General features: G+C 59.0%; 23 protein-coding genes. 13 read left to right on the plus strand and 10 right to left on the minus strand.

What is annotated here, in order from left to right; translation table 11 throughout:
• The first annotated feature begins 112 nt into the window (after positions 1-112).
• From ABIQ96_RS22460 to ABIQ96_RS22485, 6 genes are all read left to right on the plus strand, one after another.
• Positions 113-1,603 carry an MBOAT family O-acyltransferase gene (locus ABIQ96_RS22460; RefSeq protein WP_348216889.1) on the plus strand — a complete coding sequence of 497 codons (1,491 nt, stop codon included), beginning with the start codon at positions 113-115 and terminating at the stop codon, positions 1,601-1,603.
• A 4-nt stretch (positions 1,604-1,607) separates the two neighbouring features.
• Positions 1,608-2,453, plus strand: a complete 846-nt coding sequence (locus ABIQ96_RS22465; RefSeq protein ID WP_348216890.1) for a hypothetical protein — start codon at positions 1,608-1,610, stop codon at positions 2,451-2,453.
• Between the two features lie 90 nt (positions 2,454-2,543).
• Complete coding sequence (hisD, locus tag ABIQ96_RS22470; protein ID WP_348216891.1) at positions 2,544-3,833, plus strand: histidinol dehydrogenase; 1,290 nt, start codon at positions 2,544-2,546, stop codon at positions 3,831-3,833.
• Complete coding sequence (locus ABIQ96_RS22475; protein WP_348216892.1) at positions 3,830-4,444, plus strand: TPM domain-containing protein; 615 nt, start codon at positions 3,830-3,832, stop codon at positions 4,442-4,444. Before hisD ends, ABIQ96_RS22475 begins: the two co-directional genes overlap by 4 nt.
• Before the next feature lie 5 nt (positions 4,445-4,449).
• Positions 4,450-5,205 carry a TPM domain-containing protein gene (locus tag ABIQ96_RS22480; protein WP_348216893.1) on the plus strand — a complete coding sequence of 252 codons (756 nt, stop codon included), beginning with the start codon at positions 4,450-4,452 and terminating at the stop codon, positions 5,203-5,205.
• Positions 5,206-5,207: 2 nt separating this feature from the next.
• Entirely contained in the window at positions 5,208-5,939 is a 732-nt protein-coding gene (locus ABIQ96_RS22485) for a hypothetical protein (RefSeq protein ID WP_348216894.1), read from the plus strand.
• An 80-nt stretch (positions 5,940-6,019) separates the two neighbouring features.
• Here ABIQ96_RS22485 and ABIQ96_RS22490 read toward each other — a convergent pair whose 3' ends face one another.
• Positions 6,020-6,520: a PEP-CTERM sorting domain-containing protein gene (locus ABIQ96_RS22490; RefSeq protein ID WP_348216895.1), complete on the minus strand. Its 501-nt coding sequence runs from the start codon at positions 6,518-6,520 to the stop codon at positions 6,020-6,022.
• Between the two features lie 169 nt (positions 6,521-6,689).
• Positions 6,690-7,562 (minus strand): dihydropteroate synthase, encoded by an 873-nt coding sequence (gene folP / locus ABIQ96_RS22495; RefSeq protein WP_348216896.1) that lies wholly within the window; start codon positions 7,560-7,562, stop codon positions 6,690-6,692.
• A gap of 86 nt (positions 7,563-7,648) precedes the next feature.
• Here folP and aroC point away from each other — a divergent pair, with 86 nt between their 5' ends.
• The 3 genes from aroC (at position 7,649) to gatB (ending at position 11,186) form a co-directional block, all read left to right on the plus strand.
• A complete protein-coding gene (gene aroC, locus ABIQ96_RS22500; RefSeq protein WP_348216897.1) occupies positions 7,649-8,728 on the plus strand; it encodes a chorismate synthase in 1,080 nt (359 codons plus the stop codon).
• A gap of 97 nt (positions 8,729-8,825) precedes the next feature.
• Positions 8,826-9,617: a hypothetical protein gene (locus ABIQ96_RS22505; protein ID WP_348216898.1), complete on the plus strand. Its 792-nt coding sequence runs from the start codon at positions 8,826-8,828 to the stop codon at positions 9,615-9,617.
• A gap of 117 nt (positions 9,618-9,734) precedes the next feature.
• Positions 9,735-11,186 carry an Asp-tRNA(Asn)/Glu-tRNA(Gln) amidotransferase subunit GatB gene (gene gatB / locus ABIQ96_RS22510; RefSeq protein WP_348216899.1) on the plus strand — a complete coding sequence of 484 codons (1,452 nt, stop codon included), beginning with the start codon at positions 9,735-9,737 and terminating at the stop codon, positions 11,184-11,186.
• 243 nt (positions 11,187-11,429) lie between these two features.
• Here gatB and ABIQ96_RS22515 read toward each other — a convergent pair whose 3' ends face one another.
• Positions 11,430-12,254, minus strand: a complete 825-nt coding sequence (locus ABIQ96_RS22515) for a DUF475 domain-containing protein (RefSeq protein ID WP_348216900.1) — start codon at positions 12,252-12,254, stop codon at positions 11,430-11,432.
• A 181-nt stretch (positions 12,255-12,435) separates the two neighbouring features.
• Between ABIQ96_RS22515 and ABIQ96_RS22520 the strand changes: the two genes are divergently transcribed.
• A complete protein-coding gene (locus tag ABIQ96_RS22520) occupies positions 12,436-13,338 on the plus strand; it encodes an AraC family transcriptional regulator (RefSeq protein WP_348216901.1) in 903 nt (300 codons plus the stop codon).
• A 15-nt stretch (positions 13,339-13,353) separates the two neighbouring features.
• On the opposite strand, the gene ABIQ96_RS22525 is transcribed toward ABIQ96_RS22520, so the two are convergent.
• The 5 genes from ABIQ96_RS22525 to ABIQ96_RS22545 form a co-directional block, all read right to left on the minus strand.
• On the minus strand, positions 13,354-14,157 hold the full coding sequence (locus ABIQ96_RS22525) for a type II secretion system protein (RefSeq protein ID WP_348216902.1): 804 nt from the start codon (positions 14,155-14,157) through the stop codon (positions 13,354-13,356).
• On the minus strand, positions 14,154-15,269 hold the full coding sequence (locus ABIQ96_RS22530) for a hypothetical protein (protein WP_348216903.1): 1,116 nt from the start codon (positions 15,267-15,269) through the stop codon (positions 14,154-14,156). The genes ABIQ96_RS22525 and ABIQ96_RS22530 overlap by 4 nt, the downstream gene beginning before the upstream one ends.
• Complete coding sequence (locus tag ABIQ96_RS22535; RefSeq protein WP_348216904.1) at positions 15,262-15,897, minus strand: PEP-CTERM sorting domain-containing protein; 636 nt, start codon at positions 15,895-15,897, stop codon at positions 15,262-15,264. The genes ABIQ96_RS22530 and ABIQ96_RS22535 overlap by 8 nt, the downstream gene beginning before the upstream one ends.
• Positions 15,898-15,920: 23 nt before the next feature.
• On the minus strand, positions 15,921-16,838 hold the full coding sequence (locus ABIQ96_RS22540; protein ID WP_348216905.1) for a DUF6607 family protein: 918 nt from the start codon (positions 16,836-16,838) through the stop codon (positions 15,921-15,923).
• Positions 16,839-16,950: 112 nt separating this feature from the next.
• Complete coding sequence (locus tag ABIQ96_RS22545) at positions 16,951-17,859, minus strand: hypothetical protein (protein ID WP_348216906.1); 909 nt, start codon at positions 17,857-17,859, stop codon at positions 16,951-16,953.
• A gap of 80 nt (positions 17,860-17,939) precedes the next feature.
• Between ABIQ96_RS22545 and ABIQ96_RS22550 the strand changes: the two genes are divergently transcribed.
• The 3 genes from ABIQ96_RS22550 to ABIQ96_RS22560 all read left to right on the plus strand — a co-directional run bounded on the left by ABIQ96_RS22550 (position 17,940) and on the right by ABIQ96_RS22560 (position 22,158).
• The gene (locus tag ABIQ96_RS22550) at positions 17,940-19,742 is read left to right on the plus strand and encodes an Hsp70 family protein (RefSeq protein ID WP_348216907.1); all 1,803 of its coding nucleotides are present in this window, start codon (positions 17,940-17,942) and stop codon (positions 19,740-19,742) included.
• A gap of 63 nt (positions 19,743-19,805) precedes the next feature.
• The gene (locus ABIQ96_RS22555) at positions 19,806-21,020 is read left to right on the plus strand and encodes a hypothetical protein (RefSeq protein ID WP_348216908.1); all 1,215 of its coding nucleotides are present in this window, start codon (positions 19,806-19,808) and stop codon (positions 21,018-21,020) included.
• Positions 21,021-21,030: 10 nt separating this feature from the next.
• Positions 21,031-22,158 (plus strand): hypothetical protein, encoded by a 1,128-nt coding sequence (locus ABIQ96_RS22560; protein ID WP_348216909.1) that lies wholly within the window; start codon positions 21,031-21,033, stop codon positions 22,156-22,158.
• Between the two features lie 4 nt (positions 22,159-22,162).
• On the opposite strand, the gene aroE is transcribed toward ABIQ96_RS22560, so the two are convergent.
• Both aroE and ABIQ96_RS22570 read right to left on the minus strand, forming a co-directional pair.
• Positions 22,163-23,065 (minus strand): shikimate dehydrogenase, encoded by a 903-nt coding sequence (gene aroE / locus ABIQ96_RS22565; protein ID WP_348216910.1) that lies wholly within the window; start codon positions 23,063-23,065, stop codon positions 22,163-22,165.
• Between the two features lie 22 nt (positions 23,066-23,087).
• Positions 23,088-24,398, minus strand: coding sequence for a glutamate--tRNA ligase family protein (locus ABIQ96_RS22570; protein ID WP_348216911.1), 1,311 nt, complete (start codon positions 24,396-24,398; stop codon positions 23,088-23,090).
• Positions 24,399-24,407: the final 9 nt, after the last annotated feature.

A 24,407-nucleotide genomic window follows, 5' to 3' on the forward strand; every position in this document is an offset into this window, starting at 1 on the left:
TTCCGAAGTTACGCGATCGTGTAGGATCAGGAGACTTGAACTGTTTGGCGAAATCCGGATCATGTTCGCACTCAAAGCCATCCATGGCTTTCCGGCGTTAGCCCCCCCGCGGATGCTATTCAACTCCTTCCAGTTCCTCGTCCTGCTGGCGGTCACCCTGCCGCTGTATTACCTTCCCCTCGCGGGAGACCGGCGTCGTGTCTGGCAGATGAGCCTTCTGCTTGCAGCGAGCGCAATTTTCTATGCATGGGAGATTCCGCAGCTGCTCATTCTGCTAGGAGTTTCCTGCGCCTTCAATGCTCTCGCGGTCGAGCGCATCCTGTTTCACCAGCGGACGGAAAACGACAACCCATCCCTAACTAAACGCTGGTTGGTCAGCTCGGTGACGCTGAACCTGGCATTTCTCGCCTTCTTCAAATACGCGGGAGTCCTCACCAGCGTGGTGCCTGCCGGATGGATTTCGCCAGAGGCGCGTCATTCGATCCGCTCGATTCCGCTGCCCATCGGAATTTCATTCTACACCTTCCATGCGATCAGCCTGATCGTGGACGTCTATCGCCGCACCGTCAGTGAGGAAACCCGGAGGCGGCTCGGGCATCAGGGCTATGGCCGGGTATCCGCGCTCGGCGATCTATCACTTTACATCGTCTTCTTTCCGCAACTCGTTGCGGGCCCCATCGTCAAGGCGCGGAATTTCATCGATCAGATCCGTGCGAAGATGTGGCCCGACATCGAGTGGAAATCCGTCCGGCGCTGCCTGATCACCGGCTATTTCCTCAAGATCTTCGTCGCCGACAATCTCGCGGAACAAACGGCGATGCTCACCATCGGCAAGGAATCGCTCGCAGCCAGCGGTCCGGTCAACCTGATGGCGCTGCTCTATGCATATGGATTCCAGATCTTCGCCGACTTCGCCGGCTACTCGCTGATCGCCATCGGCCTCGGGCTGATGTTCGGCTACCGGCTGCCGGAGAATTTCAATTTCCCCTATCTCTCGCTGAGCATCACGGAATTCTGGCGGCGCTGGCATCTTTCGCTTTCCGCATGGTTGCGCGACTACCTTTACATTCCGTTAGGAGGAAATCGAAAAGGCTCGGGACGCACCTACCTCAACCTCTTCCTCGTGATGTTCCTCGGTGGTCTATGGCACGGCGCGGAATGGAAGTTCGCACTGTGGGGCACGCTGCACGGCGTGCTGCTGGCGTTGGAGCGCTTCATTTTCCGCAGCCGCGCGGGAGATCTCTGCAGCTCGCCTTCCCCGCTCCGTCTGCTGCGCGATGGCTTTCGATGGGTCTATGCCTTCCATGCGGTGACCTTCCTCTGGCTCACCTTCCTGATGCCGGATCTCGCGAACATCGGCGCGTTTTTCGACGGACTGACCCACGGAAAACTCTCGTTCCCCGGCCAACCGCTCTTCGCTCTCTTCATCTACGGCGGAGTGGTCGTTCTCTATCACCTCTGGGGACTGCTCCGCGAAACAAGGCCCGCGCTGGCGGTAAAAATGGCGCATCCGCTCGTCGAGGGAGCCCTCCACGGCCTGATGATTTTTCTGATCCTCACCAACCCCGGCGCACCGCGGGGATTCATCTATTTCCAATTCTAACACCATGACACTCCGCTACATTATCGGTCTGTTGGGCATGTTCGCCGTTTGCTTCGGCGCACAGTCGTTCGCCCTGCGTGTCAGCGGCGGAAAAACGGTGAAGAGCGAATCGAACTATTTTTCCTCCATCGCCCGGATCCAGACGGAATCCCAAGGCAAGCCTCGGATCATGATGTTAGGATCATCGATTACCGGGCGGCTCGGTGACAGGGCCCAACATTTTGACGGCGTCGCCAATCTCGGCTGCGACGGAGGCAGCGCGGTCGTCACCCTCCGCGCGATGGACCGGGGAATTCTACCGACGGCTGCGCTGCTGATCATCGAGGCGAATTCGCTTTCATTTGAGTTAGAAGGACGCGGCAAGGAAATCGGCGCAGCCCTCGATTCACATTGGTTCGATGTAGGAATCAAGACTCCCAACCTCGGCGCAACGGCGCGTCCCTCGGCATTCGCCTACTCATGGCTGATGGCGCGGTCGTCCGGAAGCGCTCCCAACAACGACCAGGAATTCCTGCCGATCTCCACGAAGCCCGTCACGCTCGATCCCTCGATTTCACCCAAGCTCAATTCCAAGGAAACCGCGCTCGTCGATGAAGTCGTCGCGATCCTCGGCCGTTTGAGAAAAGACGGCAGTAAAATCCTCCTCGTCATGCTGCCACCCGGCGCCGAAACGGACTCCGAGCAAATGAAGATCGCCTTGGGGGTCGCCGCGAAATCCGGAGTTCCATGGTGGAATCTAACCGAAGACCTTCCGCCCGACTCCGTGGGATTCTCCGACGGACTTCACCTCGACGCCGCAAGCGCGCAGAAAGTGATGCTCACTTTGATGCGGGAAGTGAGAGACCGATAATCGGACCAATGTCCATCCCTCCAAGTTTCCCGCAGGATCAGGCTTGGCGAACCGGTGATCCGTGATCATGTTCCCCGACAACCGTTCGGCATGAAGATTCTCAGCTACCTCGATTCCGGCTACACGCCGTTTGTCCGCCGCCTCAACCGCCGTGCTTTGCCGGAACCCGGCGTGCGCGATCTGGTGACCTCGATCATTGCCGAAGTGGCGAATAAGGGCGACGAGGCATTGTTTACTTTCACCAAGCGCTTCGACGGCGCGACGCTCACGGCGAAGACGCTTTTCGTCAGCGAAGCGGAATTCGCCGCTGCGGAAAAAGCCGTCACCGCCGGAACGAAGACCGCGGTCGCGCGGAGTTTGAAAAACATCCATGCGTTCGCCAACAAGAGCCTGCGGAAGGATTGGTCCACGAAAAACGCAGAGGGTGCGACGGTGGGCGAGCGGTTCACGCCGTTCGACCGGGTGGGCGTTTATGTTCCCGGCGGCAAGGCTCCGCTGGTTTCGACCGCGCTGATGACCGCCGGATTTGCCCAGGCTGCCGGCGTTCCTGAAATTCTAGCAGCGACTCCCTGCGGTGCGGATGGCACGGTGAATCCCGCATTGCTCTACGCACTGAAAGCGGCGGGCGTGACGGAAGCGATCAAGGTCGGCGGGGCTCAGGCCATCGCGGCACTCGCCCTCGGAACACGCTCGATCAAGCCGGTGGACCGGATTTTCGGACCGGGGAACAGTTTTGTCGTGGAAGCGAAACGCCAGCTTGTCGGCGCGGTTTCCATCGACCTGCTGCCGGGTCCGAGCGAGATCCTGATTCTATCCGACAAAACCGGGAACGCGGATTTCATCGCCGCCGACATTCTCGCACAGGCCGAGCACGGCGGCGACAGCGTGGTGGGATTCGCGACCGACTCGAAGGCGCTGTTAGGAAAGGTCGTGAAAGCGATCGACAAGCAGCTTCCCGCTCTTTCCCGCTCGAAAATCATCAAGGAGGTCCTCAAGCGCGGCACTTTCCTGCTGCATTTGAAATCGTTTGCGGACGGAGTCGCCCTCTGCAACACCTTCGCGCCAGAGCACCTTTCGCTGATCACGGCGGAGGAGGATCGATGGCTGCCGTTGATCCGGACCTGCGGAGCGATTTACCTCGGGAATGATTCGCCGGTGGCGGTCGGGGATTTCCTGGCCGGCCCGAGTCACACCCTGCCGACGGGCGGTTCCGGCCGTTCGTTTTCGGGAATCCGCGCCGACCAATTCCAACGCCGGACAAGCATCGTGCGGCTGGACAAAAACTCGGTACGCAAATCGCTTTCCGTGGTGGAGGAATTTGCCCGCATCGAGGGCCTTGACGCGCACGGCAGATCCACTGCCATCCGTTTGGAAAAATGAGTGATCCATCAGAAACGACACGCCGCAGTGCCCCCCGGCGCGTGACGTCCGGCATCATTACGTGTCCCGCTTGCGCCGGTCCGCTGAAGCCGGATGCCCAGTGGTGTCCGGCGTGCAATTTCACCGGCGGCGACTCGATGGTGATTTTCCCGGATCCACCGCCACCCCTGCTGCCGATCCTCGATGCGGCGGGGATTTTCAAGGACCGCGATCTGCGGAAAATCGAAAGCGCCCGCGATGCCGTGAGCCGTCGTTTTCCGCAGTTTCAATGGCGCATCTGCAGCGTCGGCCTGCCGCGCGAGACACGCCTTTCGCTGTTCGGATTCTGGCTGCTCAACGCCTGCCCGTTTCACGAGAACGAAACTCTGGAAGAACGCGCGTGGACCATCCTGCTACTCGTCAACGCGGACACCGGACAAGCGGCGGTCATCCCCGGTTACGCGGCTGAACCATTTCTATCCGACGATGAGTGGAAGACGATTTTGGCCACCATGGCCGAATCCTGGCGGGCCGGAAAACCCGCGGATGCCATCGTCCGCTTTTTCAACGGCAGCCGTGAACAACTGAACCGCGCGTGGAGGAGATTCGGCTCGCGACACGCCGCCAAGTGATTTCCATGAACGTCAAAACCGTCATTTTCCTGTTGGCAATTCTTCTCGCCGTTCCGGTTTCCGCCAACAGTCAGGGGGCGTTCGAATACGGTCCGCGTCCGGCGCTGTCGGTGTTCGATCCCGATGAGTTTCTGGATCCGGCGGTGGTGAAGGAGATTGCGGAGCCACTGGCGAAAAATTTCAAGGAAGAGAATGTCGACGTCATCGTGGTGGTTCTGAAGGACACCGGAAGCGCGCCGCCAGAGCATGTGGCCCGGCAGTTTGCAGAGGCATGGTGCCGATCGCAGATTCATTGCGTCGTGCTGCATGTACCCGGCAATCCTAACAGCCCGTGGATTATCCCTGCCGGCCAGATCATCGATCACATCCGCCCGGAAAATGTGGAGCAGGACGTGAACGACCGACAACGCCGGGCACGCGCGGAACCGGATGAAGCCCACAAAGTGAAAGCCGCCGCCAGCGAATCGGCCGACATGCTGCGCTACTGGATGAAAAACGCCATCAACCACACGGAGATGCTCCAGACGGCGACCACTCAATTTCGTCTGGAGCAGGAAACCAACGCCCGCAAAAAGCAAATCGCGCTGTTAGCGACGCTGGCCGCGATTTTACCCATCATCGCCGGGATCACGGTATGCATCGGGATCTTACGGAGACGCGGGCCTGCCTTTTTCCCCAACCACCTCTGGCGGCTTCGCCTCGGAGCTCCCCACGCGGGAGGAAATCACGCGGTCTCCAACCTCGGCCCACCCCTGCCCTGATCATGAAAAACTCCTCGCTTTTCATTTCCGTCGCCGTCGCCTTGTTAGCAACGTCGTGCGATTCATCAAAAAAACCAGCGGCCCAATCACCGTCGGCAGAAGCAACAGTCGCCGCGGAAAAAGACATTCCCTTATTGCCAGTGACCAAAGGTGACACTTGGAATTACAAGGTCCACTTGGAAATCCCGGCAGGTGTTAGCTCCCCCGGCGCGGCGGAAGTGGACGAGAGTTTCCAACGGACGCGAACCTACCTCGGCAAGGTTTCCGCGGCCAACGGGCTTCCCGAAGTCGATTGCTTTGAGGTCATCGTGCCTGGCTCACCGCACGAACGCGAGTTCGTGGAAATCCGCGACGACGCGATCCTGATGCGTGGATCGATGATCATGCGCCCGGACACCACCCAGCCGATGTGGCTCAGTCATCCGGTGCCGTTCGTCGTCGCGGGCATGAAAGCCGGCACCGAATCCCCCGACATCAGCGCACCCAGCGGCAGCCTCACCCGAAAGACCCGGGTAGTCGCCCGCGAAGTCATCAAGGTGCCCGCCGGGGAATTTCCCACCATCCGCCTGCTGATGACCGGCATGGACGGAGAACTCGAACTCCGCCGCACCACTTGGTTCGCGCCAGGAACCGGGATCGTTCGCGAGGAAAAAACCCGCTACCGCGACGGCAAGGTCATTTTCCGGGAAACGCAGGAACTGACGGCGACCAGCATCAAGCCGACGAAACGCTAATTGCCACGTTTGCTAAAAACGAGAAAGGCGTGGCCCCGGTGAAGGGACACGCCTTGGATTTTCGATTTTCCCGACGCGGTCTAACGACGACGGCGGAAGGCGAAAACTGCAGTTCCGATCAATCCCAATAACGCGGAAGCCGGCTCTGGAACAGCCTGTGTGTTCCAGCTGATCGCATACAAACCTGCTCCATCTCCGCCGCCTTGCAAGGTGACGAGAAATGCCTGGGGGGTGAACAGATCCTTCTGGACCACGAAACTTTCTCCAGCCGATACTCCGACAAAATCAAAGTCCACGTTCAACGGTTCGAGGCCGTTGAAGGTGATTTTGATCGAATCGTTTTGATCGAAATTCAGTGACGGACCTCCGAATCCATTGTCGTTTTGATAAGCGGAATTGACTACTATTGAGGAGCCGACAGCCGCTTGGAATACCAGTTCACCGTAACCGGGAACAAATACCGACACTGGATTGAGTGATAGCTCGGAACCGCCGTAACCGACGGCATCGAGCGTGAATCCGCTGGAGATGGCTGGCATCCCGACGGCAAGAGCCGCGATGAGCGGAATCTTCATTTTCATGTGGGGGGTGGGTGGGGGGGAATCTGCAATGCTGGGTGCATCACATTGCAGCATTCATAGTAAATTTCCCGACCCCGACAAGACAATTAAACTCCCTTAAAATGAATAAGTTACAATTATTTAAATTCAACATTTGCTGAATAACCGGCTTTTCAAATCACTCGGTTTTTCAGGAAATCCGCAGGACGGCATTGAGCGTTTTCACCGCCTGCCAAGCAGCCTCGACATGATGCACGCGGAACATTTGAGCCCGGCGCGACATCGCGGCGCTGATGCAGGCGATCGTTCCGGCATCTCTCTCGGTTGGATCGCGCAGGTCCAATACCTCGCCGATCACCGTTTTCCGCGAGACCGGCACCAGCACGGGACGCCCGAATCGCCGCAAACGCTCCAGCTCCCGATAGATCGTTAGATTATCCTCCCGTTGTTTGGCGAAGTCGATGCCCGGGTCCAGGATCACTGAATCCGCGGCAAGTCCGGCGGCGGTTGTCATCGCGATTTTCTCCTCAAAAAACCGCTCCAACTCCCCCATCACATCGGCCCATTGCTGTTGGAAATGGGGAATTTTCGGCTCGCCCACGCTGTGCATGATCAACAGCGCTGCTCCACTTCCGGCGCAAAGCCGTGCGTTCCGATCATCGGGAAGCGCGCTCATGTCGTTCACGATTTCGATTTTTCCGGATTTCAAAACGCTCTCGATGACCTCGCTCCGCCAAGTGTTCGCGGACAAAGCCGGTGGCCAGATTTGGGCGTCATCTTTCGGTTTTAGACCGTCCAAAGCATCCTCCCACCGCTCCAGAAATCCGGAAAACCGACGGATTTCCTCTTCGATCGACACGGCGCTCCGGTTCGTGCGCGCACTTTCCGCCCCCACATCGATGACATCCGCCCCGGCCGCCACCTGGCTTCGGGCTTGGGCGATTGCGATTTCAAAATCCAAAGTCCCGTCCCCCGAAAACGAGTCGTCATTCACGTTCACGATCCCCATCACCAAGGGACGCCGGGGAAATTCGATCACCCGGCCGGGCAGTTTCAAGCGCATGGATTCTTCTAAGTCCCCGGTGCTGAAAACTGAAACTAGAAACTCATCCCGCTTGCCCGCTGCCGCTCGCTGTTTACCCTGCCGCCATGTCTTCCACTTTCGGCCAGGTTTTCCGCATTCACACGTACGGCGAGTCGCACGGTGGCAGCGTGGGCGTCATCATCGACGGCTGCCCGCCGCGCGTTCCCGTTTCGCAGGAGCAAATCCAGCACGAACTCGATCGCCGCCGCCCGGGCCAATCCGAGATCGTCACTCCACGCAAGGAAGCGGACACCGCCGAAATCCTCTCCGGCCTACAAGACGGCCTCACCCTCGGCTCGCCCATTTCCATCCTCGTCCGCAATACCGACCAACGCCCCGGCGCCTACGATGAAATGGCCGTGAAATACCGGCCCAGCCACGCCGACTACACCTACGACGCGAAATACGGCATCCGCTCCGCATCCGGCGGTGGCCGTGCCTCAGCCCGCGAAACCATCGGCCGCGTCGCCGCCGCTGCTGTCGCCCGGCAGGTGTTGGACAAGCTTCATCCCGGCATCGAAATCCTCGCTTGGGTGAAATCCATCCAGGAGCTCAACGCCGACGTCGATCCGCAAACCGTTACCTACGACGACATCGAATCCAACATCGTCCGCACCGGTGACGCCGCGATGGCGGAAACGATGATCGAGCGCATCAAGGCGATCCGCAACGACGGCAACTCCGTCGGCGGCGTGATCGAGTGCGTCATCCGGAATTGCCCGCCCGGTCTCGGCGAACCGATCTTCGACAAGCTCGAAGCCGACCTTGCAAAAGCCATGCTCTCGCTGCCCGCAACGAAAGGATTTGAAATCGGCTCCGGTTTCGCCGGGACCTTACTAACAGGCCGCGAGCACAACGATCCGTTCCGCATGATCGACGGCAAGGTCCGTACGACCAGCAACCGCTCCGGCGGCATCCAAGGTGGCATTTCCAATGGTGAAAACATCATCTTCCGCGTCGCTTTCAAGCCCACGGCCACCATCATGACCGAGCAGGACACCGTGACCTCCAGCCACGAAAACACCGAGCTCAAGGGCCGCGGCCGCCACGACGCCTGCGTCCTGCCGCGCGCGGTGCCCATCGTCGAAGCCATGGCGACGCTGGTGCTTACGGATCATTTGCTCAGGCAAAAAGCCCTCGGTTGAGTGTGGATAGGCGGAAAAGAGTCACCATCCGGGACATCCCGATTCATCTCCACCTCTTCCCATCAACTCTCAACGCTCAACCATCAACTTCTTCACATTGTCTCCCGACTCCATCCCCCAAATCAGCCTCGGCACCGCCGCGCTTACCATCTTCGCGGTGTGCGCCGGGTTCGTGATGCTGCGCGGGATGACGCGGATGATCATCGGCACCGTCGCACTCAGCCTCAGCGCGTGGCTCGGTTTCCGGGTCTGGCAGGAAGCACCGACACTGTCCGTCGATTGGATGGGAAAATCCGTTCCATGGATCACCAACGGATTACCCCTCGTCGCATTTCTCGTGTCCTTTTTCGTGATCCGGAAGATTGCCAAGTCGATCTTCAGTCCCCACAGGAAGGACCATGAGCCAGCAAAGCCGCGATCCATCATCAGGACCGCTTTTCTGCTGCTGCTCGCATTGATCCCCACCTCGCTCCTGTGTTTGATCGGCGCGACATTCATCCATCACAATGGCTCGATCGCAGAAGTCCGTGCCTTTTCGGAAAAATCAAGCGGCTCACAAGACACCATCCCGGACGGCTTCAGCCAGCGGCTCAAAGCCTCCATCGAAGACGCCTTGCCCGAATCGTGGATCAAGAATCTCGACCCGCTCACCCAGCCCTCGCGGCTGACCCTCGCGAAATTGATCGCCGCCCAATCCGAATCCCCGCTCGTTCCCGTCATCAACCCACAGACGGGAAAACCCATCCCGCGCGCCATCATCGTCGATGACCCCGACCTCCAAAACCTTGCCCGCGAGGGAAAATTCAGCACACTCCTGCGCCACCCGCTGCTGACCAAAGCCCTCGCCGATCCGAAAATCCAGAAACTCCTCCGCGATCTGAATCTCTGAAGAAAGTTGAGGGTCATGGGTTGAGAGTTGAGAGTTAGAAAAACTCCGACTTTCACCACTTTCCTCGTCATCTTTCCAAACTCTCAACTCTCAACCTTCGACTCTCAACCTCTTCCCATGTCTTATCTCGTCACCATCGGCCTCGAAGTCCATTGCCAAGTCAACACGCGGACCAAGATGTTCTGCGCCTGCGAAACCTCGTTCGGCGACACGCCCAACACCCACACCTGCCCCGTCTGCCTCGGCCTGCCCGGCGCGCTGCCCGTGCTCAACCGCGAGGCCATCGAGAAAACGCTGCTCACCGGTCTGATGATCGATTGTGGATCGCCTGAAATTTCGAAATGGGACCGGAAGAATTATTTCTATCCGGACATGCCGAAGAACTATCAGACCACCCAGATGGACCTTCCCCTGTGTATCGGTGGCGGCGTGCCGCTTTACGAACATTGCTACCCGACCGATGTCCGCAAGAGCATCGCCAACCCCGGTAAAACGGTCCGACTCAACCGCATCCACCTTGAGGAGGACGTCGCGAAATCCACCCACCTCGGCAGCTCTTCGCTCATCGATTTCAACCGCGCCGGCACACCGCTGATGGAAATCGTCACCGAGCCTGATCTCGAATCCGGCGAGGAGGCCTTCGCCTACGTCCGCTCGCTCCAGATGATTCTCCAGCAAGGCGGCGTCTCGGATGCCGACATGGAAAAGGGCCAGCTCCGCTGCGACGTCAACATCTCGCTGCGCAAGAAAGCCGAAGAACCGTTAGGTCAGAAGGTCGAGTTGAAAAACCTCAACTCAATCTCCGCCATCCGCCGCGCCATCCATTTCGAAATCCAGCGCCAGACCGAGGAACTCGACCGGGGCATCCCGCAGATCCAATCGACCCGCCGTTGGGACGACGACCGCGGCGAAACCCAGATGATGCGGACGAAGGAAGATGCCCACGACTATCGCTATTTCTCCTGCCCCGACCTGCTGCCCATCGAAACCGCGCCGCTGTTAGCGAAGGTTCGTCCGCTCGTCCCCGAGCTGCCGCACGAGATCGCCGCCCGCTTCGAGAGCGACCTCGGCGTTACTGCCTACGACGCCTCGGTACTTTCCTCGGACAAGCATCTCGCCCTTTACTTCGAAGCCGTGAGCGACGCCGCCATCCCCGGCAAGAAGGTCGCCAATTTCATCATCAACAACCTGCTAGGCACCCTCAACGAGCGCTCGCTCGGCATCTCCGAATGCCCTGTCGTTCCCGAAAAACTTCGCGCGCTCTTGCTGCTGATGGAAAATGGCACGCTCGCCGCGAACCAGGCAAAAGAAGTCTTCACCGTGCTCTTCGAAAGCCCTGAAAAAGATCCCGCCGCCATCGCCGACAGCCTCGGATTCAAACCCGCCGTCGCTGGCGAACTCGAAGGGCTCGTTGAGCAAGTCATCGCCAACAACCCGTCCGAAGTCGAAGCTGTCAAAGGCGGTAACGAGAAGCTCCTCAATTTCCTAACCGGCCAGGTCATGAAGTCCGCCTCCACCAAGCCGAACCCGAAGCAGGTCACCGAACTACTGCGGGCGAGGTTGCTTTAATTCATCAATGATCATGTCCGCAAGCTGTGGGCAGCGATGACCGACGAAGAGATGCTTGCGGAGTGGATGCGGAACGAAGGCAGCCACAAAGAAGAATTGCCGGACTTCGGCGTATGCTGAAATAAGGAGCCATGACACTCCTGTCGTGGATGCCAATGGGCGGAGAAAGAAACCGAGCCAATCGCACTAACCTTTCGCATTCCATTGGCCGGGCGGACAGAAGTGTCCGCCCTCCTTATACATTCACGCTGGCTTCTGAAACAACCGGAAGGCGGCCTTGAACGGCCAGAGGAGAATCGCGATCAACGTGCCGGCAACCGCCGCGTAAGCCTTGATCGGCAGCATCGCCATCTTGAAGAGCGGATCGGCTACTTTTTGCACCGCCGGGGTCCGGTCGTAAAGGAATGAGAGCCCCATGATGATGACGATGCCGATGAATTTCTGGAAGGCGGAGATGTGGATGTGGGTGTGGAAAAAGTAATCCGCGGACAACTCCGTTAGAAGAATCATTCCGACGTAGCCGATGAGAAGGAACGCCGTGTGCTCCAGGATTGGAAATTTCTCCACCAGTTTCAGGCTGACAGAAGCAAACATCCACAACGTCAACATGCCCAGTACCACCCCGAGGCACACGATCCGGATGTCCGGACTCATGGCCACAGCCGCGACGACATTGTCCACGCTCAGGCTCAGATCCATCAACTGGATCGAGATCACTGTCGGCCAGAAAGTAAAAATTCTCTGGGCCTTGGTCTCGGGATTTCCATCGTTCTCGTTGGAATGATCCCTGAAGTGCTCCGCCATCAGGTGGATCAGATAGAAGGCTCCGAGGAACTTCACCCACTCGTTGGCCATGATGAAGCCGGCGAAGAACAACGCCACAATCCGGAAGAAATAGGCACCGCCGAGCCCGAGGCGCAGCGCGGTTTTCTTCTGCTTTTCCGGCAGTTGGTTGGCCAGCGCGGCGATCGCCAACATATTGTCCACCGAGAGCAGCCCCTCGATGATGATCAAAGAAATGATGATCGGAGCGGCGTCGTGGAGGCTGGGAAGGTTATCGAGAAGCATACGAGGTCTAACGAAAATATCGGCGGATTGGGGAGGTCGGAAGAATGGTGACCACCGACGCCGACGCTGCAACGTATTTCCGCCCGGAATCGAGCTAACACCACTCCCACGCCATCGCAAACTTGCCAAATCCCGCCGAACGCCCTTGACTATTGAGAACGATTCTCAATAAAATACTTGCGTGAGCAATCCGGTTATACCCGCCAGGAACCACGGGGCAAATGACAATCCCGTGGCGGAAATATGGTGGGGCGAGGCCGGCGATCTTCGTCGCGGTAGGGTGGCTGGCCGGATTTCCTCGGGTGGCTGGCGGTGGAAAGTTTCATCGGAGGGCGCGATCTGGCTATGGCTGAACCGTGAAGGCAGCGGCCTCGTTTGGGGGGAAAATGACCGGTTCGTCCTCAAGCCGGGAATGTATGCGATGACCGGCGGAGGCAAGGCAGGCGATTGGTCCTGTGTGCGTTATCCCGGTTTACACACCCTGGAAGTCGTGGTCATTTCCCGGGAATGGCTCTTCGGACGGCTGGGAAAAAACATGGAATGGCTGCACCCGGATCTCGGGAAATGGCTCCGCGATGGTGGCCCGGTCGCATTTTGCGGGCTGATGGGTGTTTGGGAGCGGGATCTGTGCGAGGCGCTGGCTGCTGTTGAAGCAGGACCGAGTCAGTTAATTGCCGAAGCGCGCGTCCTCGAATGGGCGGCTGTCCGCCTTTTTCGTGGAAAATCCAATGAGAGCGGTGGTTTCTGCACCTTGTTTCGTGACCGCGATCCGGTGAAACGGGCCATCCACCTGCTCCGCGAGCGCCTCGACCAACCGTTGGATCTCACGGCCATCGCAAAGGAAGTCGGCGTTGCACCCCATCATCTCTCCCGACGGGTCAGCTCCGAAACCGGAACCACCCTGCAACGCCACTTGCGCCGACTGCGGATAGAAAGAGCCTGCGAAGCGCTGGACTCCGGCAAGATGAACGTCACAGAAGTCGCTCTCGAAGTCGGCTACCAGAGCCTCAGCCACTTCGCCAAGGCGTTCCGCGAGGAAACCGGCGAGTCTCCCAGCAAGCGGTTGGGAAGGAACGACGCGTGATTTCCCTCTATCCAGTCACTGGCGGGTGATCATGAAATCGGGATCGTTCGCGCGGGCCGCTTGGTGGGACCAGCGGCGCATGTCGCGGAGCTGGGTTTCGTCGAGCAATTCCACATTTCCACCGAGCATCGCTGCGACGGCCTTGCCTCCCCAACGGAAATCGACGAAGCCATGGGTGGGAGCCTGGCTTTCCGCTGTGAATTTCGCCGAGGACCAGACACGACTCGTTAGATTCGGTGAGCGGACCTCGAAATAGCCCGGTTGGTTTTTCCCCGATCTGGCGGACGCGAAGACCACCAGCTTCCCGGGATCCTCGGATTCGGCAAGATGGCTGAGGTAGAATTTTCCATAAGCGGCAATGATTCTGGGTGTCGGGGCCAGCGGGCTGCCGCCGCCGAAATGTCCGCCGACGAGGGTGGCATTGATGCCCATATTCGGATGGACACTGACGAGGTAGTCTCGATTCTCCGCTTCCAGCGCCGACTCGGTTCCGTTATATAACAGAACCCCTTTCACTGCGGGAACACTTGGCGCGAGGCGCCACGGATAACGGGCGTTCATCGGGTCGGCCAGCAGTTTTCCTTCGAGGTTGGTGGCGGCCGGATCGTTCTGATAGCCCGCGATGACCTGTCCGTTGTTTTCGGCGGCATTGCCGAGATAACCCGTGATCAGATTCCGCGCGGCATTGATCTCCACAATGGTTTTCGCTTTCTCCCTCGCGCTCCGGACACCCACCATGCCGATGGTGGCGAGCACCGCGATGATGGAAATGGTGACGAGTGTTTCGATCAGAGTGAATCCTGAATGGCGATGTTTCATGGCTGTGAAGTGCGGGCGATGCGGAAGAAGGTGCGGGGCAAGGATGCGTTTCCGGACCATGTTAGAGTTACGGGTGTGGCGGTGGTGAACGTGCCGAGCGGCGACCAGACGCCCGTCGCGAGATTGCTGGTTCCTTCGACGACGTATTTGAAACCGGGCGAACCATTCCAAGTTAGATTCGCGGTATTTCCCGCTGCGGAACGGCTGAACGACGCGACACGGAGCGGCAGGGAAAACTCGGCGTCCAGAGTCGGTGCGACATCGCCATATAACGCCTGCTCGGGATGATTAAGGGTAAAATAGGCTGGAAATCCACTGCTTCCCGGTCCCGTGACAGGATGAAAAGAGCTGAGACTAAACCACAAGCACCCCTGATGAAGTCCTTGCCGAACGTAGTCGGCGACGCCCGGCAAGGCGAGATTGATCTCGAAGGTGACGTGGGAATAAAGCGGGATCACCTCGCCCGGCAGCAACGGCACGTAAACCACGGGATTCGCATTGATATCAACAGGTGCGGAGATTTTCCCGATCGCCCAGGGATAACTTTCGTATCCCAAGGTAATGCTGTTAGTCACATCCCGCGCGACACCGGCGGCATCGAAGCTCGATGCGAAGGCATTCCTCGATCCATAAGGTGAGGTCTCGTTGAACGTGGTGGCCGTGAAACCTCCGCGGAAACCGGTGCCGTGGAGTTCGAGCGGCCTCCCCGCATCCGGATCGGCGATGGTAGGCGCGGATCCGAGGGATGCGCGGGGATCCTCCGTCGGGTCGTAGGGAAGACTTTCCTCGGATGCATAAACCGCGGTGAAAACCAACCGGTGGATGTCATAATTGGACGAACCCAGCCCGGCGGGAATGCCAGCCGCGACCGTGTTGAATTTGACGACAAACTGGCCGTAGCGGTCATCGACGCCGGTGAACGGCAGATAGGAAAAGGTCGAGGCCGTCGTCCGCGTCCCGGGCGTAGGAGTGTTAGGATACATCCAGAGATCCGCCGCAGGCTGCGGGGCGTGGGCGGTGTATGGCCCGGTGCCTCCGGCGGTCAGGCCGGAGACACCGAGCAGCAGCGACACCCCAACACGTTTCAGGGAACAGGAAATGGGCTCAAGCACGACGGCGGCGGATGAGGGTGAGGCCTATTGCGGCAATGCCTAACAAACCAGTGGAGGGCTCCGGGATAACCTGGAGGTAGCTGTCACTGGTATCGATCGTCAGCGAGGTGGCTGCGAAATGTCCGGAGAACTGGATTTCATAACTGGTAATCGGTCCGGCGATGGCACTCAGGTCCCATTGCCAAACACGATCCGGATAGGTTGATCCCGTAAAGACGGAGAAGTAGTCCGCCGCAATCGCCTGACTGCCGCCATTGTAGTTGAGAACCGGAATACTTGCGAATGGATCGCTGATGCCGCCCTGGAGAACGATGGTTTGCAGCGAAGCGAGCGGGCTGCTGTCAGTGATGCTGAAGAACCCCTCCTCGCCGGCGGTGTACATGAAACCGGAGCCGGACATGTAGCCGTAGCCGGAGACTTTATTGAACACAGCGCTGGAGGTGCCGGACGTAGGCGCGGCCGGTGCGCCCCATGCGAGGTTGGCGGTGCCGAAAGTCCGATAAGTCGCGGACGGATAGTTGGTGCTGTTCAGTATCCACGTGGATTTCTCGGTGGAGCCGGGAAGGCTGTAGGTAACTGCGGCTGATAGAGGAAGACAGAGAGCGAACAGGCATATGAAGGATTTCATGATCGGATGCGATGGGTGGTATTTCACCGGGAAACGGATAGATAGGGAGTCAGCGCCTCGGTGACGGCTTCCGGAGCGGGTTTGGCTTTCTCGAGTTCGTCGAATTTTTTCTTCAGGGTCATGCCGTCCTTCTTAAGCTCGAAGGAGAACGTCGGTCCCGGTTGTTGCCCGGCATCGATCCAGAAATTGCGAATCGAATTCCAGACGGTGGCGTTTTCCTTCCACCAATCGATCGCCTGCACTGCGAGCGGATCATCGGTGCGGGAGTACTGGTTCAACCCCGTTTCGCGGGAGAGGGTGTATTTTTTCCCACCACGATCGACCACCTTGCGGCTGTCCTGCGAGTGAGCCCAACCGGTCTGAGTAAGCGAGTAGCGGGTGTTCATCATCAGATAGTCGTAGTCATCGCGGACTTCATACTCGCGGCGTGGCAGCGGCCGGCGTGTTGGCTCGCTGGTCCAGTAGGACTCGCCGAATTCGTGGGTCCAGCGGCCGAGGCTTTCGTAGCGCGGAGTGTCATCCACGCTGGTGACCAGCTCCGACCATTGGCCTTTCGCGTGCTCGGCTGTGATTTCGGGGCGCAGCCAGACTTCCTTTCCGTCGCTGCCGGCATAGTCGAGAATGCGCGTGTCCTGCCAAGTCCAGACCTGCGCCCAATGTTTGATGACACGGGATTTGCCCTCCTTGCCGACAACTAACAAATGCTGGAGCGCAATCCGCTCCGGGGTATCTTCTACCAATGTGACGACCTCGACGGCCTCCTCATGGTAATCCTTGCTCAGCGGCGTGTAGCCGGGAGCGATCGGAAAGGTTTCCTTGAAGTCGAAGGTGACCTTGAAATTTCCCGCCATCGAAAGGATGGCCTTGCGGTCTTCTTCAGGTGGAGCGGCCAGCGCGGTTGCGAAGCTGGCGAGGAGGATGAGTGCGAGACGGCGTTGCATGACGCCGCGAATCCTGTGCCGTTCTCCGAAATCCCGCTAACGGCTGCTTGCGCGAAATGGACGCAAGGTTGCGCTCATCATGGCGGGGCGGAGTTCACCGCGGATCCACCGATTAGATCTGCTCCGGAACGCCGGAAAATTCCGTCCACTTCTCGGAAGCCGTCGGTCTCCGCCGTGATCGACGGGGAAATGCGAGTTCGAGGAGATAGGGTGCCAACAACGCCAAGGCAAGTCCGGTTGCAAGCGACTGGAGGATCACCGTGCCCATAGTTTCGTCCGTTTCTCCGGAAACAGGCCGATCCGAGATCTGGGGAATCGAATGCACAATCACCCATTTTCCCGGATTCGGGAGCTGAAGCTTGGTCTCTCCGATCCGCGCCTGTGTGGCGAGAACCCGGCTGTGGGCATCTTCCCAATCGCGACGGGCCGCATCGACATCGAGCCTCGCGGCCGGATCCGTCTCCTGGTCGCCACGGATCGTGAGGAGTCTGGCGAGATTCAGGCGTTTCAATTCCACCTCGTCACCCGCATCGGTTAGGGAATTTTCCAAAACATTCACTTGCGCCAGAATCGTATGACTGAGAAGCGTGGATTCGTAGGAATCGAGGGCTTTGGGAAGTGCTGCCGCGAGGTCGCGGGCGAGTTCCTTTTGCACATCCGTCACCTTCAACTCGATCATTCTGCTGGCGGCGTTCACGGAAATTTCGAGACGCTTGGAAAAGCTTTCGAAGGCAGTACCTCTAGACACCCCCATGCGCTTGGACATCTCCGCGGAGTCATCGGCGATCTCAAAAACATTGTTGGATTTCAGGAGTTCCACCACTTCGGGAAGGGGCCGGGTTCCCACATATTCGAACACAACCGTGCTCCGGTAGCGGCCCGGTGCGAGATAAAGCGCCAGGGCACCGGCGAGAAATAGGACCAATGGCACCACGCCAAGCCCGAAACGCACGGTCCACTTCCAGCGGGCATAAACCCGTGACGGCAGAAATCTGCCCGCGAGACGATTCTTTTTGTTCACCCTGAAGTTTAAACGAATTCAGGCCCCGGTCGTCAACGGCGGAAATCCGCTTCACGGCGTTGACGCGGTCCACACCGGCCATGAAGCTCGCCGCGATGAGCGAAATGATCTTGGGAATCGATTTGGGGACAACGAACTCCGCCGTGGGCGTGGTGGACTCGGGGTTTCCCATTTTGTTAGCCAACGAAGACGGCAAACGCATCACGCCTAGCGCGGTTTGGATCGGTAAGGATGGCTCAGTGGAAATCGGAGCCAAAGCCCTGCGCCGCCGTGCGCTGGAACCGGAGCGCGTGGTGACGAGCATCAAGCGGCTGATGGGGCGGCGGATGAACGAGGTGGAGGAAAATTTCCCGGTGCCCGTCGATGCCGGAACTGATGGGTTTCCCCGCGTGCTGGGCAAAACCCCGGAGGAAATCAGCGCGGAGATTTTAAAGGAAATGAAGCGCGTCGCGGAGTGGCGGATGGGCGCGGAAATCCGGAAAGCGGTGATCACGGTGCCCGCTTATTTCCACGATGCCCAGCGCGCCGCGACGAAGCGCGCCGGCGAACTCGCCGGGCTCGAAGTCGTTAGAATCATCAACGAACCGACCGCCGCCGCGCTCGCCTATGGCCTGGACAAGCTCGGAGAGAAGGCCCGCGTCGCGGTCTATGATCTCGGCGGCGGGACCTTCGATCTATCTATTCTGGAAATGCAGGACGGCGTGTTCCAAGTGCTCGCCACCCACGGCGACACGCGGCTCGGCGGTGACGATCTGGATGCATTGATCCTCGCTCGCATGATGGAGCGGGCCGGCATCGCGGAAATCGACGGTGCTGCCAGAGTCCGCCTAACCGCCGAGGCGGAGCGGGTGAAGCTTTCTCTATCGGAAAATGAGCAGGCGGTCTTCCGCGTGCCATTCTACGACGGCAGCCGTAGTTTGGAGGAAACGATCACGCGCGTGGAGTTGGAAAAACTCGCGGCACCTTGGATCGGACGAACTCTTCATCTTTGCCGCAAAGCACTCGCGGATGCCGCGTTGAAAGCGGAGGACCTGAGCGCGGTGGTGGTCGTCGGCGGCAGCACCCGTATGCCTGCCGTCCGCCGCGCGGTGGCGGAGCTTTTTTCACGCGAACCGGATGTTTCGCAACACCCGGACGAGGCGATCGCCCTCGGAGCGACGATCCAAGGCGGCGTGATGAGCGGCGCGCTGGGACAGATGATTTTGTTAGACGTGACACCGCTGAGCCTTGGCATCGAAACGTTTGGCGGGTTGATGAACGTGCTGATTCCGCGCAACACGACCATCCCGTGCAAGGCCGGTGAAATGTTCACCAACGCAGCCGACGGCCAAGCCACGATGCGGGTCCGCGTGCTCCAGGGCGAACGCGAGATGGCGAAGGACAATTGGGAACTCGGCAGCTTCGATGTGGCGTTTTCCCCCTCTCCGAAAGGTCGGGCGAGAGTGGGCGTGCAGTTCAAGATCGATGAAAACGGCATTCTGGAAGCGCTTGCCCGGGATGTTTCCACGGGAACCGACATCGTGGTGAGGATCGAGAGCGCCGCCGTGAACGTGGACGACGCGGCGGTGGAAGCGATGGTCAGCGAGTCGGTCGAGCATGCCTTCACGGACATGGCCGAGCGAATTTTTACTGAGGCGAGATTGAAAGCCGAGGAACTGCTCCCTGCCGTGGAATCCGTTCTAAACCAAGGACTCGCAAAAGACGATGAACGAGAGGAAATCGAATCCGCCGCCGCCGCCGTCCGCGCCGCGCTCGCCGGAGGAGCTGCAAATCCTCTGAAAATCGCGGTTCAACGCCTCGATGCCGCCACCGAAGCACTCGCCGCCCGGCTGGTCGAGCAGGCGATGGATGCCGCACTGGATCGCCAGCTTGGCGGACAATGACCGCCCGAACCCGCTTGCAAGCCGACGGAATCGCCCCCATCCTGTGCCGCCTCCATTTCTCTCATGAGTTCAGGTTTTTCCGATCCCAACAACCACGTCCCCGAGGTCACTCCGGACGATGACTGGGGTGATTCGGACGGACATGTCGGGGAAATCAATGTCGCAGTCAGCGTTCTGCCTCCACGACGATCCGTTGCAGACAGAGCGCCCACCGTGGCCGCCAGTCCCGAAAACGGCCTGCGGATTGAATCGAGCGTGATTCGAAATGACACGTTCGAAACGCCACGACAGTTGAAGGTTCAGGAAATCAACGGCAGCGTGGTAAGGCTGGAACAGGAAGATTCCGCTCCTCCCAGAGTAGAACGCATCGTCACCTTCCACGAAAAACCCGCTCGTCTGGATGGCGGGAAAAATCCACGGGGAGAAGGCAGGGAATGGGGACGCGTTCATGGCAGTTCGCCGAGATGGCTCATCGGCACCGGTGCCGGAATCGCCGCCCTGATCGTTTTGGGAATGTACCTGCTGCCAAAAATCAACGCGACGAACGCGGCACGGAAAACTCCGGGCAGCCAAATGCCGTTGCTTGAAGAGGACGAGAGCCCGAAAGTCTCGGAGCAGTTGAACTGGCTTCTTGAGCGTCAGCCCGAGGCCATTCGGATTTATCGCTCGTTCACTCAAGCCGCTCATTTCGATGAAATCATTCCGATGATCCGGGACGGTGCCGTTATGAAAGACACGCTGGCCAAGAGCTGGCAGCCCATGACGGTTTCAAGCCAATGGGCTCCTGCCGACGATTCCTCGTGGATCGTAGTGGAGCTGGCAGGACACTCCTGCGGCTTGCTGGAGGGCAACCTTCCCGACCACTCGAAATTCGCCGCCTATTTCATCAACGATCACAATCGGCTGCTGCTAGATTGGAAAGCCACCACAGCCTACGGCACGGCCACCTTCAAAGAACTCGAATCGGGTCCTTGCGACGGAAGCGAAATCCGTGGTGTGCTTTCCATCTCGACCTTCTACACTGCCAATTTCCCGGAGGCGGACTATCAGAGTTTCAGCTTGGCTTCTCCCGACGAAGAAACCGCCATTTGGTGTTATGCGTCCCGAAGCTCGCGGGATATTGGAAAAATCGCACAGGAGCTCCAGACGGGCTCGATCATCACGGAGCCGAAAGGACCGAAGAAAATGACTCTCCGTCTCAAACGTGGCCCCGAAGGCGCATTGCCAAATCAATGGCTGATCGAAGAGATGCTCCATGTCGACTGGGTGTCACCGTAACAATCGAACCGTGAACGCCAACAACACATCCTGGTTTCATTGCGGTCGCTGCGGTTCGCTGTTTCTATCCACTGCCGGAGAGCCCGGCGACCGGTTCTGCACTTCCTGCGGCTGCAATCCTTCCCTCGGAATCGATCTACCATCCCCGGATTCCACGGACATCGCACCGCTTCCCCTAGCGGATCCCCAGGAATCCGCCGCCGAGCGCAAGAAGCCCTCCCACAAGAAGCGGAAACAAAGCTTTTTCATGCTGAAACTCATGACTGGCTGGGTGGTAGTATTGGTTGCGATTGTCTACGGAGCAAAAACCCTCTGGCCGGACGATCAACCTAACATCACCAGCGTCAAAAGCACGCTTCCCGCAAAGCCGTCCGTCTCCCCGGAAGACATCCAGCTACTGAACGACGCCGCCCCCCTCTGCCTGGAAGCCCTAACGGGATTTCTCAGCGCCGCCACTCCCGAAGAACGCAACCAGTTCGTAAGCTCGCCCGTCACCACGGCCGCCCGCATGGCGCTGTTCTACAGCATGAATCCGCTGACCAACGTCGATCCGCGGAATCTGGGGATTCAGGGATCATCCATTTTGCACCTGCCCAACGGCAATGCTGTTGAAATCCATCTTTCGTCACCCGACGGACGCCTTTTTGACGTCGTTTTCGTCCGGGAAAACGACGAATGGCGGATCGACTGGGATCATTACGCACGTTACAGCGACTCGCCATGGGCGCTCTTTCTGGCTGGCAGCGGCGAGGTGGAAGGAGAGTTCCGGTTGTTAGCCCGCGAGCGTCTCGCCGATGAACGCAAGAGCGAGGATTCTATCAGCGTGGTGCTTTACGCCCCGCGTTTCGGCTACGCCAACGACACCGGATTCCAATCTCCGGAATTCATCGTCAAGCGCGACACCCAAAATGGCCGCCTGCTCGATGCCGCATTCAAACTCGAACGCAGCGCCAAGCAGCCTTTTGGTCTGAATCTTCCGAGCATCAATCCCGAAGGACTCATCCGGGTTCGCGTGAAAATTCGTCGCTTCGAAGTCAACATGGAGCGCCGTTTTGAAATCGAAAACGTCATCGCCTGCCATTGGTACTCCGTCGATGAGCCCGGAATGGAGATTCCGGATGCACCTGCTAAGAAATAGCAGTTCAGTCCGCGTGAAGCGCCCGTTTCATCACGGGCAGCGGCTCGGAACCGGGAAACCAATGCTGGAACGCCAGCGCTCCCTGGTGAATGAGCATCGATAATCCATTCGCGGTCCGGCATCCCGTTTCCGTCGCAATCGCTAACAGAGGTGTGACCGCCGGCTTGTAAATCGTGTCATAAACGAGGTGCTCTTTTTTCAAACAGCCTGCCGGCAGGATCGACGGATCACCCGGTTTCAAACCCACCGATGATGTGTTCACGATCAGGTCGCAGCTCAGGCATTGCTCTTCCAGCGCGACATCATCGAAGGAAAGCGCGACGATTTCCGATTCGGGCCGGATTCCACCAAGACGCTCCGTCAGCGGGACCAGTTTTTCCCGCGTCCGGTTCACCAGGACGAGCTTGCTCACGCCTGATAGACAGCCTTGCGTGGCGATCGCCCCACCCGCGCCGCCACCCGCGCCGACGATGGCGACCCTTAGCGATGCGAACTCCACCTGGAACTCATCCTCGATCGCCCGTGCAAACCCGGGACCGTCCGTATTGAAACCACGCGTCATGTCCCGGTCGAAACGGACGGTATTGACAGCACCTAACACCCGCGCCTCGGGATGCACCCCGCCACAGGCCGCCATCGCGTCCAGTTTGTGCGGCACCGTCACATTGCAGCCGATGAAACCCAGCTCCCTCATCAGCGCAAAGGCCTCCCCCACCCGGCCGGGCTCGATTTCCAAACGGATGTAGCGCGCGTCGATGCCCGCCGCATCGAGCGCGGGTTGATGCATTTGCGGCGATGCCGAATGCGCCACCGGATAACCGATCACCGCCAGACGCGCGGGCTTGGCGGCACCCGCGTCCAACAGATCGCGGGATGACAGATCCTCGAGTGTGTAAACTTCCTTCATCTGATTCGATTCCGCGATTCAGTTACAGCATCCCGGCGAATTTGCGAACGCGCCCCACACACCGGTCCTTGCCGAGCAAATTCAAAACATCCCCGAGGTCCGGACCGTGCGCCCGGCCTGATAGAGCGACCCGCAGCGGGAACATGAGCTGCCCCGGCTTCGCGCCCGCGGCGACAGCGGTATCGTTCAAAGATGCTTTCGCAGCATCTGCCGACCAATCGGAAATCGCTTCGAACGCAGTCGCGAGCGATGACACAAGCGCTCCGGCAGCCACGTTTCCACGGACTTTCGTAAGCGTCTCGTCATCGTAAGAAAAATCGTCCTTGAGCAGGAAATCCACCGCCGCCGGAACATCGCCAAGCAGGCGCACTTTGTCCTTCACCGCAGCAATCACAGACACGTAGTTTTCCGGAATCGGCAGGCCTTCAGCCTCGACGAACGGTTTCGCCGCTGCCGCAAAATCCTCGACGCTTACGGCTAGCAGATGCTGCTGGTTCACCCACTTGCATTTCTCCAAATCGAAACGTCCGGGCGAGCGATTGACGTTTTCCAACGTGAAAATATCCGCGAGTTCCGCGAGGGTGAAGATTTCCTGCTCGGTCTTCGGATTCCATCCTAACAACGCGACAAAATTCACGACTGCGCTCGATAGGAAACCCTGCCGCGGGTAGTCTCCCACTGCCGCCCCTTCATCGCGCTTCGACATCTTGGAACCGTCCGGATTCAAAATGAGCGGGATGTGCGCATATTGCGGAGCCTTGCCACCGAAGGCTTCGATGAGCTGAAGATGCTTCGGCGTGTTCATCAAATGATCTTCGCCGCGAATCACGTGGGTGATCTCCATTTCCAGATCGTCCACCACGTTGACGAAGTGGAAAACATAGGAACCGTCCGAGCGCTTCACCACCATGTCCGGCGTGTTCGACTCGTCGCAGTAGTCGATGGTCACCTCGCCGCAGACGAGGTCATTCATCGTCACCGGCTTTCTATCAAAACGAAAACGCCACGCGCCGCCGTCCTCGTAAACACGATCCGCCACCACCAGTTTCGCGAACCAGGTGTCGTAGATTTCCTTCCGCTCGCTCTGATAGTAGGGGCCGAAGTTTCCGCCTTTTTCAGGACCTTCGTCCCAGTCCAGCCCGAGCCAGTTCATCCCGTCGAAAATCGCCTGCCGCGCCGCTTCGGTGTTCCGCGCCTCGTCGGTGTCCTCCACCCGCAGCACGAAAACCCCACCGTGTTTGCGGGCGAACAGCCAGTTGAACAAAGCAGTGCGCGCCCCGCCGACGTGAAGATAGCCGGTGGGCGAAGGAGCAAATCGGGTGCGAACGGTCATGCGCGAGGT

The organism is Luteolibacter sp. (genome assembly GCF_039920825.1).
Taxonomy (GTDB): Bacteria; Verrucomicrobiota; Verrucomicrobiia; order Verrucomicrobiales; family Akkermansiaceae; genus Luteolibacter.

What these genes read in the sequence shown, in the direction of transcription:
- ABIQ96_RS22550 (WP_348216907.1), top strand. Translation starts at nt 17,940, where the DNA reads ATGAAGCTCGCCGCGATGAGCGAAATGATCTTGGGAATCGATTTGGGG.
- ABIQ96_RS22570 (WP_348216911.1), bottom strand. Translation starts at nt 24,398, where the DNA reads ATGACCGTTCGCACCCGATTTGCTCCTTCGCCCACCGGCTATCTTCAC.
- ABIQ96_RS22535 (WP_348216904.1), bottom strand. Translation starts at nt 15,897, where the DNA reads ATGAAATCCTTCATATGCCTGTTCGCTCTCTGTCTTCCTCTATCAGCC.
- ABIQ96_RS22490 (WP_348216895.1), bottom strand. Translation starts at nt 6,520, where the DNA reads ATGAAAATGAAGATTCCGCTCATCGCGGCTCTTGCCGTCGGGATGCCA.
- ABIQ96_RS22475 (WP_348216892.1), top strand. Translation starts at nt 3,830, where the DNA reads ATGAGTGATCCATCAGAAACGACACGCCGCAGTGCCCCCCGGCGCGTG.
- ABIQ96_RS22540 (WP_348216905.1), bottom strand. Translation starts at nt 16,838, where the DNA reads ATGCAACGCCGTCTCGCACTCATCCTCCTCGCCAGCTTCGCAACCGCG.
- ABIQ96_RS22480 (WP_348216893.1), top strand. Translation starts at nt 4,450, where the DNA reads ATGAACGTCAAAACCGTCATTTTCCTGTTGGCAATTCTTCTCGCCGTT.
- aroC (WP_348216897.1), top strand. Translation starts at nt 7,649, where the DNA reads ATGTCTTCCACTTTCGGCCAGGTTTTCCGCATTCACACGTACGGCGAG.
- aroE (WP_348216910.1), bottom strand. Translation starts at nt 23,065, where the DNA reads ATGAAGGAAGTTTACACACTCGAGGATCTGTCATCCCGCGATCTGTTG.
- gatB (WP_348216899.1), top strand. Translation starts at nt 9,735, where the DNA reads ATGTCTTATCTCGTCACCATCGGCCTCGAAGTCCATTGCCAAGTCAAC.
- ABIQ96_RS22515 (WP_348216900.1), bottom strand. Translation starts at nt 12,254, where the DNA reads ATGCTTCTCGATAACCTTCCCAGCCTCCACGACGCCGCTCCGATCATC.
- ABIQ96_RS22465 (WP_348216890.1), top strand. Translation starts at nt 1,608, where the DNA reads ATGACACTCCGCTACATTATCGGTCTGTTGGGCATGTTCGCCGTTTGC.
- ABIQ96_RS22555 (WP_348216908.1), top strand. Translation starts at nt 19,806, where the DNA reads ATGAGTTCAGGTTTTTCCGATCCCAACAACCACGTCCCCGAGGTCACT.
- folP (WP_348216896.1), bottom strand. Translation starts at nt 7,562, where the DNA reads ATGCGCTTGAAACTGCCCGGCCGGGTGATCGAATTTCCCCGGCGTCCC.
- ABIQ96_RS22460 (WP_348216889.1), top strand. Translation starts at nt 113, where the DNA reads ATGCTATTCAACTCCTTCCAGTTCCTCGTCCTGCTGGCGGTCACCCTG.
- hisD (WP_348216891.1), top strand. Translation starts at nt 2,544, where the DNA reads ATGAAGATTCTCAGCTACCTCGATTCCGGCTACACGCCGTTTGTCCGC.
- ABIQ96_RS22525 (WP_348216902.1), bottom strand. Translation starts at nt 14,157, where the DNA reads ATGAAACATCGCCATTCAGGATTCACTCTGATCGAAACACTCGTCACC.
- ABIQ96_RS22485 (WP_348216894.1), top strand. Translation starts at nt 5,208, where the DNA reads ATGAAAAACTCCTCGCTTTTCATTTCCGTCGCCGTCGCCTTGTTAGCA.